The organism is Streptomyces sp. NPDC003035, from assembly GCF_042888285.1.
Lineage (GTDB): Bacteria > Actinomycetota > Actinomycetes > Streptomycetales > Streptomycetaceae > Streptomyces.
On the sequence record NZ_JBIAPJ010000006.1, the window covers coordinates 463,526 to 480,011 of the forward strand.

At 69.6% G+C, this 16,486-nt stretch carries 17 protein-coding genes and 1 pseudogene; 6 read left to right on the plus strand and 12 right to left on the minus strand.

Annotated features, from left to right (window positions below; all coding sequences use genetic code 11):
- Positions 1–61 precede the first annotated feature (61 nt).
- Positions 62–298: pseudogene (locus tag ACFYV5_RS21940) on the minus strand (glucose PTS transporter subunit EIIB); the annotation flags it as partial.
- 233 nt (positions 299–531) lie between these two features.
- Between ACFYV5_RS21940 and ACFYV5_RS21945 the strand changes: the two are divergent.
- Both ACFYV5_RS21945 and ACFYV5_RS21950 read left to right on the plus strand, forming a co-directional pair.
- Positions 532–1,833, plus strand: a complete 1,302-nt coding sequence (locus ACFYV5_RS21945; RefSeq protein ID WP_355112384.1) for a PTS transporter subunit EIIC — start codon at positions 532–534, stop codon at positions 1,831–1,833.
- A 271-nt stretch (positions 1,834–2,104) separates the two neighbouring features.
- Positions 2,105–3,370 carry a PTS transporter subunit EIIC gene (locus ACFYV5_RS21950; RefSeq protein WP_355112386.1) on the plus strand — a complete coding sequence of 422 codons (1,266 nt, stop codon included), beginning with the start codon at positions 2,105–2,107 and terminating at the stop codon, positions 3,368–3,370.
- Between the two features lie 81 nt (positions 3,371–3,451).
- Here the strand turns inward: ACFYV5_RS21950 and ACFYV5_RS21955 are convergent, their stop codons facing one another.
- Positions 3,452–4,204, minus strand: coding sequence for an MBL fold metallo-hydrolase (locus tag ACFYV5_RS21955; RefSeq protein WP_355112388.1), 753 nt, complete (start codon positions 4,202–4,204; stop codon positions 3,452–3,454).
- Positions 4,205–4,392: 188 nt separating this feature from the next.
- Here ACFYV5_RS21955 and ACFYV5_RS21960 point away from each other — a divergent pair, with 188 nt between their 5' ends.
- Positions 4,393–4,863, plus strand: coding sequence for a type II toxin-antitoxin system PemK/MazF family toxin (locus ACFYV5_RS21960; RefSeq protein ID WP_355112390.1), 471 nt, complete (start codon positions 4,393–4,395; stop codon positions 4,861–4,863).
- A gap of 107 nt (positions 4,864–4,970) precedes the next feature.
- Here the strand turns inward: ACFYV5_RS21960 and ACFYV5_RS21965 are convergent, their stop codons facing one another.
- The 4 genes from ACFYV5_RS21965 to ACFYV5_RS21980 form a co-directional block, all read right to left on the minus strand.
- Complete coding sequence (locus ACFYV5_RS21965; RefSeq protein WP_389170873.1) at positions 4,971–5,921, minus strand: PLP-dependent cysteine synthase family protein; 951 nt, start codon at positions 5,919–5,921, stop codon at positions 4,971–4,973.
- A gap of 5 nt (positions 5,922–5,926) precedes the next feature.
- The gene (locus tag ACFYV5_RS21970; protein WP_389170876.1) at positions 5,927–6,214 is read right to left on the minus strand and encodes a MoaD/ThiS family protein; all 288 of its coding nucleotides are present in this window, start codon (positions 6,212–6,214) and stop codon (positions 5,927–5,929) included.
- A 110-nt stretch (positions 6,215–6,324) separates the two neighbouring features.
- Positions 6,325–6,420, minus strand: coding sequence for a putative leader peptide (locus ACFYV5_RS21975; RefSeq protein WP_329120100.1), 96 nt, complete (start codon positions 6,418–6,420; stop codon positions 6,325–6,327).
- Positions 6,421–6,583: 163 nt separating this feature from the next.
- The gene (locus ACFYV5_RS21980; RefSeq protein ID WP_355112396.1) at positions 6,584–7,222 is read right to left on the minus strand and encodes an HD domain-containing protein; all 639 of its coding nucleotides are present in this window, start codon (positions 7,220–7,222) and stop codon (positions 6,584–6,586) included.
- Between the two features lie 72 nt (positions 7,223–7,294).
- Here ACFYV5_RS21980 and ACFYV5_RS21985 point away from each other — a divergent pair, with 72 nt between their 5' ends.
- On the plus strand, positions 7,295–8,242 hold the full coding sequence (locus tag ACFYV5_RS21985) for a GlxA family transcriptional regulator (protein ID WP_389170881.1): 948 nt from the start codon (positions 7,295–7,297) through the stop codon (positions 8,240–8,242).
- Here the strand turns inward: ACFYV5_RS21985 and ACFYV5_RS21990 are convergent.
- The 4 genes from ACFYV5_RS21990 to clpS form a co-directional block, all read right to left on the minus strand.
- Complete coding sequence (locus ACFYV5_RS21990; RefSeq protein ID WP_355112400.1) at positions 8,233–8,658, minus strand: M67 family metallopeptidase; 426 nt, start codon at positions 8,656–8,658, stop codon at positions 8,233–8,235. The two genes, ACFYV5_RS21985 and ACFYV5_RS21990, sit on opposite strands and share 10 nt — an antisense overlap.
- A gap of 77 nt (positions 8,659–8,735) precedes the next feature.
- Positions 8,736–10,187 carry an amino acid permease gene (locus tag ACFYV5_RS21995; protein ID WP_389170886.1) on the minus strand — a complete coding sequence of 484 codons (1,452 nt, stop codon included), beginning with the start codon at positions 10,185–10,187 and terminating at the stop codon, positions 8,736–8,738.
- A 301-nt stretch (positions 10,188–10,488) separates the two neighbouring features.
- On the minus strand, positions 10,489–11,073 hold the full coding sequence (locus ACFYV5_RS22000; RefSeq protein WP_355112404.1) for a DUF2017 domain-containing protein: 585 nt from the start codon (positions 11,071–11,073) through the stop codon (positions 10,489–10,491).
- Complete coding sequence (clpS, locus tag ACFYV5_RS22005) at positions 11,073–11,378, minus strand: ATP-dependent Clp protease adapter ClpS (protein WP_389170890.1); 306 nt, start codon at positions 11,376–11,378, stop codon at positions 11,073–11,075. Before clpS ends, ACFYV5_RS22000 begins: the two co-directional genes overlap by 1 nt.
- A 101-nt stretch (positions 11,379–11,479) precedes the next feature.
- Between clpS and ACFYV5_RS22010 the strand changes: the two genes are divergently transcribed.
- Complete coding sequence (locus tag ACFYV5_RS22010) at positions 11,480–12,808, plus strand: nicotinate phosphoribosyltransferase (RefSeq protein WP_389170893.1); 1,329 nt, start codon at positions 11,480–11,482, stop codon at positions 12,806–12,808.
- Positions 12,809–12,908: 100 nt separating this feature from the next.
- Positions 12,909–13,505: an isochorismatase family protein gene (locus ACFYV5_RS22015; protein ID WP_389170897.1), complete on the plus strand. Its 597-nt coding sequence runs from the start codon at positions 12,909–12,911 to the stop codon at positions 13,503–13,505.
- A 10-nt stretch (positions 13,506–13,515) separates the two neighbouring features.
- Here the strand turns inward: ACFYV5_RS22015 and ACFYV5_RS22020 are convergent, their stop codons facing one another.
- The gene (locus tag ACFYV5_RS22020; RefSeq protein WP_355112410.1) at positions 13,516–13,914 is read right to left on the minus strand and encodes a hypothetical protein; all 399 of its coding nucleotides are present in this window, start codon (positions 13,912–13,914) and stop codon (positions 13,516–13,518) included.
- A gap of 123 nt (positions 13,915–14,037) precedes the next feature.
- Positions 14,038–16,482, minus strand: coding sequence for an immune inhibitor A domain-containing protein (locus ACFYV5_RS22025; protein WP_389170900.1), 2,445 nt, complete (start codon positions 16,480–16,482; stop codon positions 14,038–14,040).
- Between the last annotated feature and the right edge of the window lie 4 nt (positions 16,483–16,486).

Below are 16,486 nucleotides of genomic sequence, written 5' to 3' on the forward strand. Positions count from 1 at the left end.
CGTACGGAAGGAGGGCCCGTCCCCCTGTCGGGGCGGGCCCTCTTTCACGTACGGAACGGGTTCACATCATGTCTTCGATGTCGGTGGCGATGGGGTCGGCGTCGGTGCCGATGACGACCTGGATCGCGGTGCCCATCTTGACGACGCCGTGGGCGCCGGCGGCCTTGAGGGCGGCTTCGTCGACCTTGCTGGGGTCGATGACCTCGGTGCGGAGGCGGGTGATGCAGCCTTCGACCTCTTCGATGTTGTCGATGCCGCCGAGGCCGGCGACGATCTTCTCAGCCTTGCTGGCCATGTGTTTCTCCCTGTCCGTTCCGTTCGAAGAACGCGAGTCTCGGCGTACCGGCGGTCCGCTGTGTCACGGTAACGCACGGTTGGCCCAACTTCGCGAGCGCGTGCCCTCGTTCTGCCGAATGATGACGATCACCGGCTGCCTGCCCTCAGGGGGCTTCGGGAGCCTATCGCAACTGGTCTACACCAGTGTGCAACGCGAGTCGGGCCCGGCTCTGTTCCGGGTCAGGGAGGACGCCGATGAGTACGGACAGCGCGGCCGCCGCGCCGAAGAAGTCGATGGGGGGCGGTCTCTTCCAGGGGCTGCAGAAGATGGGCCGCAGCCTGCAGCTGCCCATCGCCGTCCTCCCGGCGGCGGGGATCATCAACCGTCTCGGTCAGCCGGACGTCTTCGGCGTGGACGGGCTGGGCTGGGACAACGTCGCGAAGGTGATGGCGGGGGCCGGTGGCGCGCTGCTGGACGGCAGCCTCGGCCTTCCCCTGCTGTTCTGCATCGGTGTCGCCATCGGCATGGCGAAGAAGGCGGACGGCTCGACGGCGCTCGCGGCCGTGGTGGGCTTCCTCGTGTACTGGACGGTCCTGCGCCAGTTCCCGAAGGACTGCCCGGCGGGCACGAAGGACATCGGCGGCGGCTGCCTCGGCCCCGACGACTCCTTCGCCGGCTACACGTACCAGAATCCCGGCGTCTTCGGCGGGATCGTCATCGGTCTGCTGACCGCCTGGTTCTGGCAGCGGTACCACCGGAAGAAGTTCGTCGACTGGCTGGGCTTCTTCAGCGGCCGCCGGTTCGTGCCGATCATCATGACCTTCGTGGCGATCGCCTTCGCGGCCCTGTGTCTGTGGGTCTGGCCGCCGATCGGCGACGGGCTGGAGAGCTTCAGCGACTGGCTGGTGGGGCTCGGCGCGTGGGGTTCGGGCATCTTCGGCGTCGCGAACCGGGCGCTGCTGGTGATCGGCCTCCATCAGTTCCTGAACGTGCCGATCTGGTTCCAGTTCGGCTCGTACGAGAGGCCGGACGGGACGACGGTCCACGGAGACATCCCCATGTTCCTGGCGGGCGACCCGAACGCCGGCCAGTTCCTGACGGGCTTCTTCCCGATCATGATGTTCGCGCTGCCGGCGGCGGCGCTCGCCATCACCCACTGCGCGAGGCCGCACCGGCGCAAGCAGGTCGGCGGCCTGATGCTCTCGGTCGCTCTGACGTCCTTCGTCACCGGCATCACCGAGCCGATCGAGTACTCCTTCCTCTTCGTCGCCCCGCTGCTGTACGCGATCCATGCTCTGCTCACGGGTGTGTCGATGGCGGTGACGTGGGCGCTCGGGGTGAAGGACGGGTTCAGCTTCTCGGCGGGCATGATCGATTACGCGATCAACTGGAGTCTCGCGACTAAGCCGTGGCTGATCATTCCGATCGGCCTGGGTTTCGCGGTCGTCTATTACGTGATCTTCCGGTTCGCGATCACCAAGTTCGATCTGCCGACGCCGGGGCGGGAGCCGGAGGAGGTCGAGGAGGAGATGGACCGCGACATCACCAAGGCGTAACCGGATCCAGGCGGCCGGTTCGGGGCTTCGCCCCGTTCGCAGCGCAGGGAAAGGCCCTCGGACCTCATGGTCCGGGGGCCTTCCTCGTTCACGCGCCGCTATGGCCCGTGCACGGAGAATTCGCAGGTTCCTTATCTAAGTCTCACGTGCTAAAACTGGTCTACACCACTCAATGGTGTAGACCACGCGGTCCAGACCACCGCGTTTCCTGACGCCGCCGTCATCCCCCTTTTCCGGTCCTCTGGCGGCGCCGTGCCCCCTGGAGGAAGTTGTGTCCACGGCTAGCGCCGCTCCCGCGGCCGACAAGAAGAAGGGCGCGGGCGCGATGGCTGTCATGCAGCGCATCGGCCGCAGCCTCATGCTGCCGGTCGCGGTGCTGCCCGCCGCCGCGCTCCTGGTGCGGCTCGGCAACGACGACATGCTCGGCCGCGAGTCGTTCCCGACCTTCATCACCAAGATCGCAAGCTATATGTCCGCAGGTGGCGGCGCCATCCTCGACAACATGGCGCTGCTGTTCGCTGTTGGTATCGCCATCGGCTTCGCGAAGAAGTCGGACGGCTCGACGGCCCTCGCGGCGGTGACCGGCTACCTCGTCTTCCAGAAGGTCTTGGCCACCTTCACGGACCCGAACCTCCCCAAGGAGGCCACGGTCGTCGATGGCAAGATCGTCATGGTCGAGAAGGCGGTCAACGCGGGCGTCCTCGGCGGCGTCGTCATGGGCATCATCGTCGCGCTGCTGTACCAGCGCTTCTACCGCACCAAGCTGCCCGACTGGGCGGGCTTCTTCGGCGGCCGCCGCCTCGTCCCGATCCTCTCCGCCTTCGCGGGACTCTTCGTGGGCATCATCTTCGGCTTCATCTGGCCGGTCCTGGGCACGGGTCTTCACAACCTCGGTGAGTGGCTCGTCGGCTCCGGCGCCGTCGGCGCGGGCATCTTCGGTGTCGCCAACCGGGCGCTGATCCCGGTCGGCATGCACCACCTGCTGAACTCCTTCCCGTGGTTCCAGGCCGGTTCGTACGAGGGCAAGAGCGGTGACATCGCCCGCTTCCTCGCCGGTGACCCGACCGCCGGACAGTTCATGACCGGCTTCTTCCCGATCATGATGTTCGCCCTCCCGGCGGCCTGCCTCGCGATCGTGCACTGCGCCCGCCCGGAGCGCCGCAAGGTCGTCGGCGGCATGATGTTCTCCCTCGCGCTGACCTCCTTCGTCACCGGCGTGACCGAGCCCATCGAGTTCACCTTCATGTTCATCGCGCCGGTGCTCTACGCGATCCACGCGGTCCTGACCGGTGTCTCCATGGCGCTGACCTGGGCGCTCGGCATGAAGGACGGCTTCGGCTTCTCCGCCGGCGCGGTCGACTTCCTGCTCAACCTGGGCATCGCGTCCAACCCGTGGGGCCTGGCGCTGGTCGGTCTGTGCTTCGCGGTGGTCTACTACGTGGTCTTCCGCTTCGCGATCACCAAGTTCAACCTCCCGACGCCGGGCCGCGAGTCCGACGAGGAGCTCGCCGAGCTGCAGAAGGCCGAGGCGAAGTAGTCCCGTACGCCACCGGCACTCCGGACACGCCGAAGCCCCCGCCCTTCCTCAGGAAGGGCGGGGGCTTCGGCCGTCCCGTGCTCAGATCTCGTAGACCGCGCCCGCGTACGCCAGCTCCGACGGGCCGTCGTACACCGCCCGCGCGTCCGCCAGGTTCTGCTCGCCGTCGGTCCACGGCGGGATGTGGGTGAGCACCAGCCGTCCCACCGACGAGCGGGCCGCCTCGGCGCCCGCCTCCCGGCCGTTGAGGTGCAGCGCCGGGATGTCCTCCTTGCCGTGCGTGAAGGACGCCTCGCACAGGAACAGATCCGTGCCGTCCGCCAGTTCGTGCAGGGCGTCGGAGACGCCGGTGTCGCCCGAGTACGTGAGCGAACGGCCGCCGTGCTCGATCCTGATGCCGTACGTCTCCACCGGGTGGCACACCTTCTGTGTACGGACGGAGAACGGGCCGAGCTCGAAGGAGCCGGACTTCAGCGTCCGGAAGTCGAAGACCTCGCTCATGGACGTGTCCGAGGGGGTGTCCGCGTACGCCGTGGTCAGGCGCTGCTCGGCGCCTTCGGGGGCGAAGACCGGGATGGCGTCGCAGCGTCCGCCCTCATGGCGGTAGTAGCGCGCGACGAAGTATCCGCACATGTCGATGCAGTGGTCGGCGTGGAGGTGGCTGAGGAAGATGGCGTCGAGGTCGTACAGACCGATGTGGCGCTGCAGCTCGCCCAGGGCGCCATTGCCCATGTCGAGGAGCAGCCGGAAGCCGTCGGCCTCTACGAGGTAGCTCGAGCAGGCCGAATCCGCGGACGGGAAGGACCCGGAGCAGCCGACGACGGTGAGCTTCATGGAGCGTGAACCTCCGAGGGCGGAGAGCGGCGGGGGAGGTCGTGCGATGCGACGAGCGTAAGGCGCGGCAGGGTCCGTCGCTCCTCCGTGGCGTCCCGTTGTGGGCGAACTCACGGGCTCTGTCACCGGTTCGGATGGACCTGGGGCGGAAGAGCGCGGGGTACGGGTCGCCGGTAACGTTCTGGGGTATGGACACGTCCTGGTGGCCGGCGCTCGTCGCGGTCGTGGTGATCGCGCTGATCGTGGCGCTGGCGGACGGCGTGAAGCGCTCGGGCCGGCGGCCCGGGGGCCGGACGCGGCCGCCCGCGCGGCCCCCGGCCCGGCCGCGCGCGCCGGGGAAGGCGCCCGCTCGGCTCCCCCGGGCGGGCGAGATCTGGTGGGCGGACGTGCCCTACGAGGACGGGCCCGGCTCGAAGGACCGTCCGTGTCTGGTGCTGGTGCTGCGCGGGGACTGCGCGCTGGTCGCCAAGATCACCAGCAAGTACCACGACGAGCGGCCCGGGGTGATCGCGCTTCCGCCGGGCTCGGTGGGGGACACGCGGGGGCGGCCCAGTTTCCTGGAGACGGACGAGCTGCGGGAGGTCCCGGTGTGGGAGTTCCGCCGCAGAGTGGGAACGGCGGACCCGGTCGTCTGGGACCAGGTCCGCCACCTTGCCTGACGGGTGCCGGGGCCCATGAGCGGGCGCCGGCCCCGTGGCGGCCGGGCCCACGGAGCAGAGGCGCCCGCGAGGGCGACATCCGTCGTGCTCACGACGGAGGGGACGGCCTACGCCCAGAGCTGGCCCTGGACGGTGGCGATCGCCTCTTCCGTCGTGGCCGCCGTGTAGAGGCCGGTCGACAGGTACTTCCAGCCGCCGTCGGCGACGACGAAGGCGATGTCCGCGCTCTCGCCCGCCTTCACGGCCTTGTTGCCGACGCCGATCGCCGCGTGAAGCGCCGCGCCCGTCGAGACACCCGCGAAGATGCCCTCCTGCTGGAGGAGTTCCCGGGTCCGCGTCACGGCGTCGGCCGAGCCGACCGAGAAGCGGGTGGTGAGGACGGAGGCGTCGTACAGCTCGGGTACGAAGCCCTCGTCCAGGTTGCGCAGGCCGTAGACCAGGTCGTCGTAGCGCGGTTCGGCGGCGACGATCTTGACGTCCGGCTTGTGTTCGCGCAGGTAGCGGCCGACGCCCATGAGGGTGCCGGTGGTGCCGAGGCCCGCCACGAAGTGGGTGATGGAGGGCAGGTCGGCGAGGATCTCGGGGCCGGTGCCGGCGTAGTGGGCGCCCGCGTTGTCCGGGTTGCCGTACTGGTAGAGCATCACCCACGAGGGGTTCTCGGCCGAGAGTTCCTTGGCGACCCGTACCGCCGTGTTCGACCCGCCCGCCGCGGGGGACGAGATGATCTCGGCGCCCCACATGGCGAGCAGCTGGCGGCGTTCCTCGCTGGTGTTCTCCGGCATGACGCAGACGATGCGGTAGCCCTTGAGCTTGGCCGCCATCGCGAGCGAGATGCCGGTGTTGCCGCTGGTCGGTTCGAGGATGGTGCAGCCGGGGGTGAGCCGGCCGTCCTTCTCCGCCTGCTCGATCATGTGGAGCGCGGGGCGGTCCTTGACCGAGCCGGTGGGGTTGCGGTCCTCCAGCTTGGCCCAGATGCGGACGTCGGCCGAGGGCGAGAGCCGGGGCAGCCGGACCAGGGGCGTGTTGCCGACCGCCGCCAGCGGGGAGTCGTAACGCATGTGGATCAGACCATGCCGCCGGCCACGGCCGGCAGGATCGTGACGTTGTCGCCGTCGGTCAGCTTGGTGTTGATGCCGTCCAGGAAGCGGACGTCCTCGTCGTTGAGGTAGACGTTGACGAAGCGGCGCAGCTCGCCGCCCTTGGCCTCGTCGACGATCCGGGCCTGGATGCCGGGGTGACGGGTCTCGAGGTCGGTGAAGAGCTCGGCGAGCGTCGCACCGCTGCCCTGGACGGCCTTGGCGTCGCCGGTGTAGGTGCGGAGGATGGTCGGGATGCGGACCTCGATGGCCATGACGTGGACTCCTGTCGGAAGTGGCGTGAAAGGCGCGCGGCTCTGATTGCCCCCGCGCGGGGGCGTCGTGCTCGGGGGTCGTGCTCCTGGGTGCGCTGGTGCGCCCCCGCTCACATCGCGCTGGCGAGGCGGCACAGGTCGACGTGCAACCGCGCCACGAGCAGCACGCTGCCCGGCGTCACTTCGCTCACGTCGTGGGAAACCATGGGGTCATCGTATCGATTCCCGGTCCGGGTTCCGGAATGTGATCTCACATGACGGACAGTTCGCGCTCGACAGGTGGACCGAGGAGGTCAGGGGCGGTCCTGGCGCCCGTTCCCGGACGCCGGACGACCTCGGCTCGGAGTTCCCGTGGACGGGCCGGGGCCGTCACTCCGGCCAGGCGGAGCCCCGGATGGTCCCGACGAAGTCGCCGGGCACGAATCCGGGCACGAAGTGGCGCAGGACGTCGGCCTTCACATTGCCGAAGGTCGTGTCCGGCTTGGGCGCGATGCCGTCGGCGAACGCCCGCAGGATACGGCGCTTGAAGTCGGGGCGCGGGTGCAGGGCGACGATCGCGTCCCGGTCCTCGGGGGCGAGTGCGGCCGGGTCGTCGTAGCCGATGCCGAGGACGTCGTACTCGACGCCCGCCGTCACGAGCGCGACCTCGGGTTCCATGAACGCGGGGACGCCGGGGGTGGTGTGCAGCGCGATCGCGGTCCAGACGCGCCGTACGGCGTCCTCGTCGGCGCCGTGCGCGCGCAGGAAGCGGGCGGCCTCCTCGGCTCCGTCGACCTCGAAGCGGCGGCCGCTGCCGTGGTGGGCCTCACCGAGCCCGAGGTCGTGGAACATGGCGCCGACGTAGAGGAGTTCGGGGTCGAAGGCGAGGCCGCGGGCGCGGCCCTGGAGGGCGCCGAAGAGGTACACGCGGCGGGAGTGATGGTAGATCAGCTCGTCGGTGGTGTCGCGGACGAGTTCGGTGGCGGCGGTGGCGAGCTTGCTGTCGGGAATCAAGGTGATCGGGTCCATGGGTCGAGCCTCCCGTTCGGGCACCCGGGCCCGCCATGTCCGTACGGACGGCCTTCCCACAGAATCGGACCCATGACTCACTCGGTGGTGGTGCTCGCTTTCGACGGTGTCCGGCTGCTGGACGTCTCCGCCCCGCTGGAGGTGTTCGGCACGGCGGGGCCGGCGTACGCGGTGCGGGTCTGCACCCCGGACGGGCGGGACGTGCGCACCTCGACCGGGCTGCGGATCGGGGCCGACTGCGCGGCGGGGGCGGTGACGGACGCGGACACGCTGCTCGTGCCGGGCGCGGTGGACGTGGACCGGTTCGTGACGGCGCCGGAGGTGGTCGGGCCGGTCGCGGAGCTCGCGGGGCGGGCGCGGCGGGTCGCGGCCGTCTGTACGGGTGCCTTCGCGCTGGCCGCCGCGGGGCTGCTGGCCGGACGGCGGGCGACGACGCACTGGGCGCACGCGAGCGAGCTGGCACGGCGTCATCCGGAGGTGGAGGTGACCGCGGACGCGATCTTCGTCGAGGACGGGCCGGTGTTCACCTCGGCCGGGGTGACGGCGGGGATCGATCTCTGCCTGGCGCTGGTGGAGCAGGACCGGGGACCGGCCGTGGCCCGTGAGGTCGCCCGGGATCTGGTGGTGTTCCTGCAGCGGCCCGGCGGGCAGTCGCAGTTCTCGGCCGCCTCGCGCACTCCCCCGACGCGTCATCCGCTGGTGCGGCCGCTGCTCGACGCGGTCGTCGCCGATCCGGGAGCGGATCACAGCGCGACGGCGCTGGCGCGGCGGGCGGGGGTGAGCGCGCGGCATCTGACGCGGCTGTTCCGGGAGCAGACCGGGGCGACACCGGCCGGCTATGTGGAGCGGGTACGGGTGGAGGCGGCCCGGCTCCTGCTGGAGGGCGGGGCGAGTGTGACGGGTGCGGCGGCGCGCAGCGGGCTCGGCAGCGACGAGTCGCTGCGGAGGGCGTTCGCCCGGCATGTCGGGGTGACGCCCTCCGCGTACGTGGCGCGTTTCCGCAGCACGCGCTACGCGTAGGTCTCGACGACCTTCACGTCCTCCTCGGTCACGACGCCTTCGACGATGGTGAAGGAGCGGAACTGGAAGGGGCCTGCGGCGTCGGTGTCGGCGGTGGAGACCAGGACGTAGTGGGCGCCGGGCTCGTTCGCGTAACTGATGTCGGTGCGGGAGGGGTAGGCCTCGGTGGCCGTGTGCGAGTGGTAGATGATCACGGGCTCCTCGTCCCGGTCGTCCATCTCGCGGTACAGCTTCAGCAGGTCGGCGGAGTCGAACTCGTAGAACGTGGGCGAGCGCGCGGCGTTCAGCATGGGGATGAACCGCTCGGGGCGGCCGGTGCCGACCGGGCCCGCGACCACGCCGCAGGCCTCGTCGGGGTGGTCCGCGCGGGAGTGTTCCACGATCTGGTCGTACAGGGCCCGGGTGATGGTCAGCATGTCCGACAGGATAAACACACGGGCCGTCCCGTACCGAGGAGTGGTACGGAACGGCCCGGATGCCGAGACGTGGCAGTTCAGGAGCGCTTGGCGAAGGCCGTGCCCTCCGGGTTGCGGGCCTTCAGGACGAGGTAGGCGACGCCGAGGAGCAGGGCCCACACCGGGGCGCAGTACAGCGAGATCCGGGCGTCCTTGTCGATGCCCATCAGGACGATGACCATGCCGATGAAGGCGAGGGCGAAGAGGCTGGCCCAGATGCCGCCCGGCGCCTTGAAGGACGACTGGGGCAGCTCGCCGCGGTCGGCCTTGAGGCGGAAGCGGACCTGGCTGACCAGGATCATGATCCAGGCCCACATGCCGGAGATGGTGGCGAAGGAGACGACGTAGTTGAAGGCGTCGCCGGGCCACTGGTAGTTGATCCAGACGCCGACCATCATCAGCGCCGCGGAGAAGGACGTGCCGACCAGCGGCAGGCCGTTCTTGGTGAGCCTGGTGAAGAACTTCGGGCCCTGGCCGTTGAGCGCGAGGTCGCGCAGCATGCGGCCGGTGGAGTACATGCCCGAGTTGCAGGAGGAGAGCGCGGCCGTCAGGACGACGAAGTTCACGATGGCGGCGCCGATGCCGAGGCCCATCTTCTCGAAGGCCGCGACGAACGGGGAGACGCCCGGCTGGAAGTGGGTCCACGGGACGACCGAGAGGATCATGATCAGCGCGCCGACGTAGAAGACGGCGATACGCCACGGCACGGTGTTGATGGCCTTGGGCAGGACGGTCTTCGGGTCCTTGGACTCGCCCGCCGTCACACCGACCAGCTCGACGGCGAGGAAGGCGAACATGACCATCTGCAGGGTCATCAGGGTGGAGCCGATGCCCTTGGGGAAGAAGCCGCCCTCGGACCAGAGCAGGGTCATCGAGGCGGTGTCGCCGGCGTCGGAGAAGCCGATGGTGAGGATGCCGGCGCAGATCAGGATCATGCCGACGATCGCGGTGACCTTGACCATGGAGAACCAGAACTCGAGCTCGCCGAAGAGCTTGACCGAGATCAGGTTCGCGAGGAACAGGACGACCGTGAAGATCAGGGCGAACACCCATTGCGGCTGATTGAGCACGCCGTCGGTGTTCTTGGTCCAGTACTGCATGTACTCGGACGCGGCGGTCACCTCGGTGATGCCGGTGACGACCCAGAAGAGCCAGTACGTCCAGCCGGTCACGAAGCCCGCGAAGGGGCCGACGAACTCGCGTGCGTACTCCGAGAAGGAGCCGGACACGGGCCGGTACATGAGGAGTTCGCCCAGCGCCCGCATGATGAAGAAGATGACGAGGCCCGCGATCGCGTACGCGAGGATGAGGCTGGGGCCCGCCTTGGAGATGCCCTTGCCCGCGCCCAGGAAGAGGCCGGTGCCGATGGCGCCGCCGATCGCGATCATCTGGATCTGGCGGGCGCCGAGTGCCCGGTGGTAACCCTCGCCCGAGGCGGAGTCCGCGGCCTCACTGCCGTCGTGCTGCTTGTCGACCTGCACTGAGGTCATGGTGGTGCGCCTTTCTCCATGCTGATCCGCGCCGACGTGGTCTGGCCGCGGATCAGGTCCTGATCCCCCCGGATGTGGATGGAGTGCTACCGGCGGTCAGCCGGCCAAAGCGCCCCCGGGGACAGGGGTGGCGTCCCCGGGTGGTCGTGAAGATTTATCACGGGGGACACAGTGATCAGGGAGTGCCGAAGTGGCGCACGTCACAAGCAGAAGCGGACAAAGGTCACCCAAGAGGACCAGTAAGAACACTTTGGTGACGTATTCGTTATCCGGATTTGAGTGTCCGCTGAGCGAACGGCGCTCAATCGCCGGGCATCAGGGTCTCGACGAGCGACTCCTGGAGCGCGCCGAGCCAGAGGTACGCCATCACCATCGGCTTGCGCGGGTCGGAGTCCGGCAGCCGGTACAGCCGCTCGCTCTCCTCGTCGTCGGAGACCTCGAGCCGGGTTCCGATCGTCAGCCGCAGATCGTTGAGCGCACCGAGCCAGGCGCGGGACTCGTCGGCGGTGAGCTTGAGGACCACCCCGCCCTCGCCGGCCGGGGCGAGTCCGTCCAGGCTGCGGATGACCCCGAGGGCGTCCTCCCGCTTGCGCGTCCGCAGGTCGTTCTCGGTGAAGCGGCGGAAGTCGGCCGCCGCCGCCCGCAGCTCCTCGTCCTCGTCGCCGTACGCGTCGGGGAAGAGCCGCCTGAGGGCGGGATCGGACGGGGGCTCGCTCGGACCCTCGGCGAAGAGCGCGGCCAGCGGGTCCTCGCCCTCGACGGGCTCGTCGCCCGGCCCGATCAGCTCCATGAGCTGGACGGCCAGGGAACGCAGGATGGAGACCTCCACCTCGTCGAGCGCGACGGCCGCGCCGCCGCCGGGCAGCGCCTCGAAGTGCCCCGCCATCAGCCGCGGTCCTGGGTGAGGGTCGCCCACAGCCCGTAGCCGTGCATCGCCTGCACGTCCCGTTCCATCTCCTCGCGGGTCCCGCTGGAGACCACCGCGCGGCCCTTGTGGTGCACGTCGAGCATCAGCTTGTGCGCCTTGTCCTTGGAGTAACCGAAGTACGCCTGGAAGACGTAGGTCACATAGCTCATCAGGTTGACCGGATCGTTGTGGACGAGGGTCACCCACGGCACGTCCGGTTCGACGACCGCGTGGATATCCTCGGCCGATTCCGTACGTTCGATCTCAATAGGCGCGACGCTCACTCACACCATGCTGCCACCTCGGGAGGGGCGCCGCACAAACGGGGCGCACGTGCGGCGGAGAAATCGTCACTCTGACGAGTATTCGGGGTAGCATCGCTGACATGAACGCTGCGGACCTTGGGCTGCCGGTGGACGTGCCGTCGACCGCGCTCTTCACCGACCAGTACGAGCTGACCATGCTGCGGGCGGCCCTCCGGGCCGGCACCGCCGACCGGCGCTCCGTCTTCGAGGTCTTCACCCGGCGACTGCCCGAGGGGCGGCGCTACGGCGTGGTGGCCGGCACCGGACGCGTCCTGGACGCCGTCGAGAACTTCCGCTTCGACGCGGGCGTGCTCGGCTTCCTGCGGGACCAGGGCATCGTCGACGAGCCGACGCTGGAGTGGCTGGCGGCCTACCGCTTCTCCGGGGACATCTGGGGCTACCCCGAGGGCGAGGTGTACTTCCCCGGCTCCCCGATCCTGCGGGTCGAGGGCTCCTTCGCCGAGTGCGTGCTCCTGGAGACCGTGATCCTCTCGATCCTCAACCACGACTCCGCCATCGCGGCGGCCGCCTCCCGGATGTCGGCCGCGGCCGGCGGCCGGCGGCTGATCGAGATGGGCGCCCGGCGCACCCACGAACTGGCCGCCGTCGCCTCCGCCCGGGCGGCGTACGTCGGCGGCTTCGACTCCACCTCGGACCTGGCGGCCGGCTTCCGCTACGGGATCCCGACCGTCGGCACCTCCGCGCACGCCTTCACCCTGCTGCACGACAGCGAGCGCGACGCCTTCCAGGCCCAGGTGGACACGCTGGGCCGGGGTACGACGCTGCTGGTCGACACCTACGACATCGCCGAGGCCGTCCGTACCGCCGTGGAAGTGGCCGGGCCGGAGCTCGGGGCCGTACGGATCGACTCCGGGGACCTGCTGCTCGTGGCGCACCGGGTGCGGGCGCAGCTCGACGAGCTGGGCGCGCGGAACACCAGGATCGTGTGCACATCGGACCTGGACGAGTACGCCATCGCCTCGCTGGCGGCGGCGCCGGTCGACGCGTACGGGGTGGGCACGCAGCTGGTCACCGGCAGTGGGCACCCGACCTGCTCCATGGTCTACAAGCTGGTCGCCCGGGCCCGGTCGGCCGATCCGAAGGCGCCGCTGACCGCGGTCGCCAAGAAGTCGCTCGGCGGGAAGGCCTCGGTGGGCGGCCGCAAGTGGGCGGCGCGGCGGACGGACGCGGACGGGGTCGCGGAGGCCGAGGTCGTCGGCACGGGCCCGGTGCCGCCGGAGCTCGCCGACCGTCAGCTGCTGGTGGAGCTGGTCAAGGGCGGCGACGTGGTCGCCCGCGAGCCCCTGGAGGCGGCCAGGTCGCGGCACATCGCGGCACGGGCCGGGCTGCCGATGTCGGCGATCCAGCTGTCGCGGGGCGAGCCGGTGCTGCCGACGGAGTACGTGTAACACCCTTGGACGCCCCCTCCCGCGGGGAGGGGGAAGTCTCTAGGCTCGACGTCATTCCCCCATCGGCATTCCCCCCATCGACCCGCTAAGGACACCCGCCATGCACCGCGCATTGATCGTCGTGGACGTTCAGAACGACTTCTGCGAGGGCGGCAGCCTCGCGGTGGCGGGGGGAGCCGACGTCGCCGCCGCCATCACCGACCTGGTCGGGGACGCGGCGGGCGCCGCGTACCAGCACGTGGTCGCCACCCGCGATCACCACGTCTCCCCGGGCGACCATTTCGCCCCGGCGGGCCAGGAGCCCGACTACGTCACCTCCTGGCCGGTGCACTGTGTCGCCGGCACGGAGGGCGTGGGCTTCCACCCGAACTTCGCGCCCGCGGTCGCCAGCGGGGCGATCGAGGCGGTCTTCGACAAGGGTGCGTACGAGGCGGCGTACAGCGGCTTCGAGGGCCGCGACGAGAACGGCCGCACGCTCGCGGAGTGGCTGCGGGAGCGGGACGTGCGCGAGGTGGACGTGGTGGGCATCGCGACCGACCACTGCGTGCGGGCGACGGCGCTGGACGCGGCGCGGGAGGGCTTCAAGGTCCAGGTGCTCCTCGACCTGACGGCCGGAGTCTCGAAGCCCACCACGGAGCGGGCCCTGGAGGAGCTGCGCGCGGCCGGGGTGGAGCTGACCGGCAAGCCGGTGGTCTAGATCAATACATCTAGGGCCTTGTCAGCGCGGCGCTCGGCGTGGGGCGGGGCCACTGGGCCGCCGGCGGGGGCGGTGGGGTGGCCGGCGCCGTGGGGCGTGGGGCCACAACGGTTTCCGGCCCCTTCGGGAGCGAGCGTATCGAGTGCCAGAGCTCGTGCGGTGCCGTACGCCACAGGATGCCGTCCGGGTGGTGAAGGACCGCGGTGACCTCGTCCGGGGTCGGGGGTTCCGCGTTGCCGCGGAGGTAGACGGCGCGCAGGCCCAGGTTCCGCAGCCGGGTCAGGGCGCGGGCGCGGTTCGCCGCGTGGACCAGGAAGCGGACCGTGGCACCGTCGCCGGCCGGGCTGGGCAGCCCGATCGCGACCACCACACTGCCTCCCGGCAACTTGCAGAACCCTCCACCGGGCATGCCGAAACCACTCCCCCGTGAGCTCGCTGTCAATAAGAACTGGTCAAGACGCACCTAAACACGATCGGCCGCCGCCCGCTAGAGGGCGACGGCCGATCATGCTCTGACCTGCGACGATGTGGACTACTTCGTCGAGGGACCCACCTGGACGGTGATCGTCTGGCCGTTCTTCGGCTCCTTGACGATCGCGATCTTGGTGTTGGTGTCAGTTACCTTGACACCGGCCCGCTCGGTCTCCTTGAACCAGTACGTGCCCTTGCGGTCGTCGAAGACCGGGTTGCCGGCCTGCGGCGTGATCCAGACCGGGACGTCCGCCTTGTGGAGCTGGAAGGCGTCGGTGCGGTAGGTGCCGAAGGGCGCGTCGTGGGACTGGATGCGGTTACGCATCAGCGTGCCGTCGGTCCACTTCAGCGGCGTCGGGTGCGCGTCGATCGGAAGGACGAGGCCCTGGCCCGGGTGGACGGCCGTGTTGTTGTCCTTCTGCGAGGTGTCCCACAGCCAGATCAGCAGACCGTTCTGGTACGGGTAGTGCTCGACCCAGCTGGCCTTGTCGCCCGCGAAGCCGAAGTTGTACGGGCCGACCTTGAGGGTCGCGTCGTACGAGACGTACTGGCGGTTCTCCGCGAGGTAGTACTGCTCGTACTCCTTCGTGAAGCCCTTGCCGATCCGCGTAAAGCCCTTGGCCGTCCAGCCGTTGTCACCGTTCTCGGCGTTGTCCGAGAAGACGGTGGCACCGTCGGCGGTCAGCGTGATGGCGTCGGCCGCGAAGCCCTTGCCGCCCGCGCCGCCGTCCGTCTGGTAGCGGAAGCGGAGGTCGAACTTCTTGCCCGCGTAGGCGTCCAGCGGGAAGGCGAGCGCCTTGTACGCGCCGGAGACGTCGGTCAGCGCCGGGGCGCCGCTCGCGTCGCGCGGCAGCGGCTTGCCGTCCACCGTGCCGTCCAGCGCGGTCCAGTTGGCGCCGCCGTCCGTCGACACCTCGGTGTAGAGGTAGTCGTAGTCCAGCTCGATGTCGTACCAGCCCTTGAACTCGAGGGAGGCGGCCGACTTGCCGGTGAGGTCGACGGAGCGGGTCAGGGTGTTCTTGAGGTCGTCACCCATGTCGCTCCACCACTGCGTGGCACCCTCGGCGGGCGCGACGACATCGGTGGTGACCTGCTTCTTCGGCAGCTCGACGACGAGCGCCTGCGGGTTCTTGGTGTTGTACTCGGCCACGCCCAGCTTGTGGGTGGACTTCGTACCGCGCTGCTCGTCGCTCACCTTGGTGTAGTTGAGCCAGCCGAGCTGCAGCTTGTCCCAGGCGGTCATGTCGCCGGGCAGGTCGCCGATGGACTCCTTGCCCCGGCCGAGCCAGGAGCCGGAGGACATCAGGGACCAGAAGCCGGTCGAGTTCTCGGCGCCCGGCTTGCCGGAGGTGTCGTACAGGTCCGGCAGACCGAGGTCGTGACCGTACTCGTGGGCGAAGACGCCGAGGCCGCCGTTCTCGGGCTGCATCGTGTAGTCGCCGACCCAGATACCGGTGTCGCCGATCTGCGTGCCGCCGGCCTTGTTCTGCTCCGGGCCGGTCTTGCCGGCGTTGGTGCCGTACGCGTACCAGCGGTGGGCCCACAGGGCGTCGCCGCCCTGGGCGCCACCGCCCGCCGACTCGTCCTCGCCCGCGTGGACGATCTGGAAGTGGTCGATGTAGCCGTCGGCCTCGTTGAAATTGCCGTCGGCGTCGAAGTCGTAGCGGTCCCACTGGTCGTACTGCGCCATGTCGGCCTTGATCTGGGCGTCGGTGCGCCCCTTGGCCCTCTGGTCGGCGACCCACGCGGTGACACCGTCGCGGACGGCGTCCCAGACGTTGGCGCAGTTGCTGTTGCCGCAGTAGTTCGAGCCGTAACGGGCCTCGTTGTACTCGACCTTGACCCAGTCGGAGACGCCGCCCTCGACCGAGTACCGGCCGGAGGAGGTCTTCTCCATGTAGGTCTTCAGCGACTGCTTCGGCTGACCGGTCTTCGGGTCCTTGCCGGTGCCGAAGTACAGGTCCTGGAAGTGCTGCCGGTCGAAGTCCTTCTGCCAGGCCGTGGAGTTGTCCTTCGCACGGTCCGGCTCGGCTATCTGGTTGTGCAGCGGGCCGGGCGTGCCGCCGAACTTCGGCTTCAGCTCGTCCGTGTCGTCGTCGGCACGGTTCACCAGGGTGGTGCTGTCCACCTTGTCGCCGAACTCGACGAGGATCGTGAAGATCTTGTCGGTCTTCTCCCGGCCCAGCTCGACGTACTTCTTGCTGTCGAGCTTGACGACCTGCGAGCCCCCGCGGCGCTCGACCTTGCTCTCGCCGCTCAGCACCTGCTCCAGGGCAGCCTTGCGCTGCTGCTCCTGCTGCTTGCTGTACGGGCCCTCGAGGTCGTGGTCGACCGCCGTCTTGTCCACGCCGGCGCCCTGAGCCGGGTCCTGGCGCTCGATCGCTGCCGGTGCGCCCGGGCCCTTGTCGTCGGCCCATGCGGTGGCGAAGGTCGAGGCGGTGGCGGCGGTGGCCGCGAGCGCCACGACGACTGCGGACGCTCTGATCGCCCGTCGTCTGCTGGTCACTTGA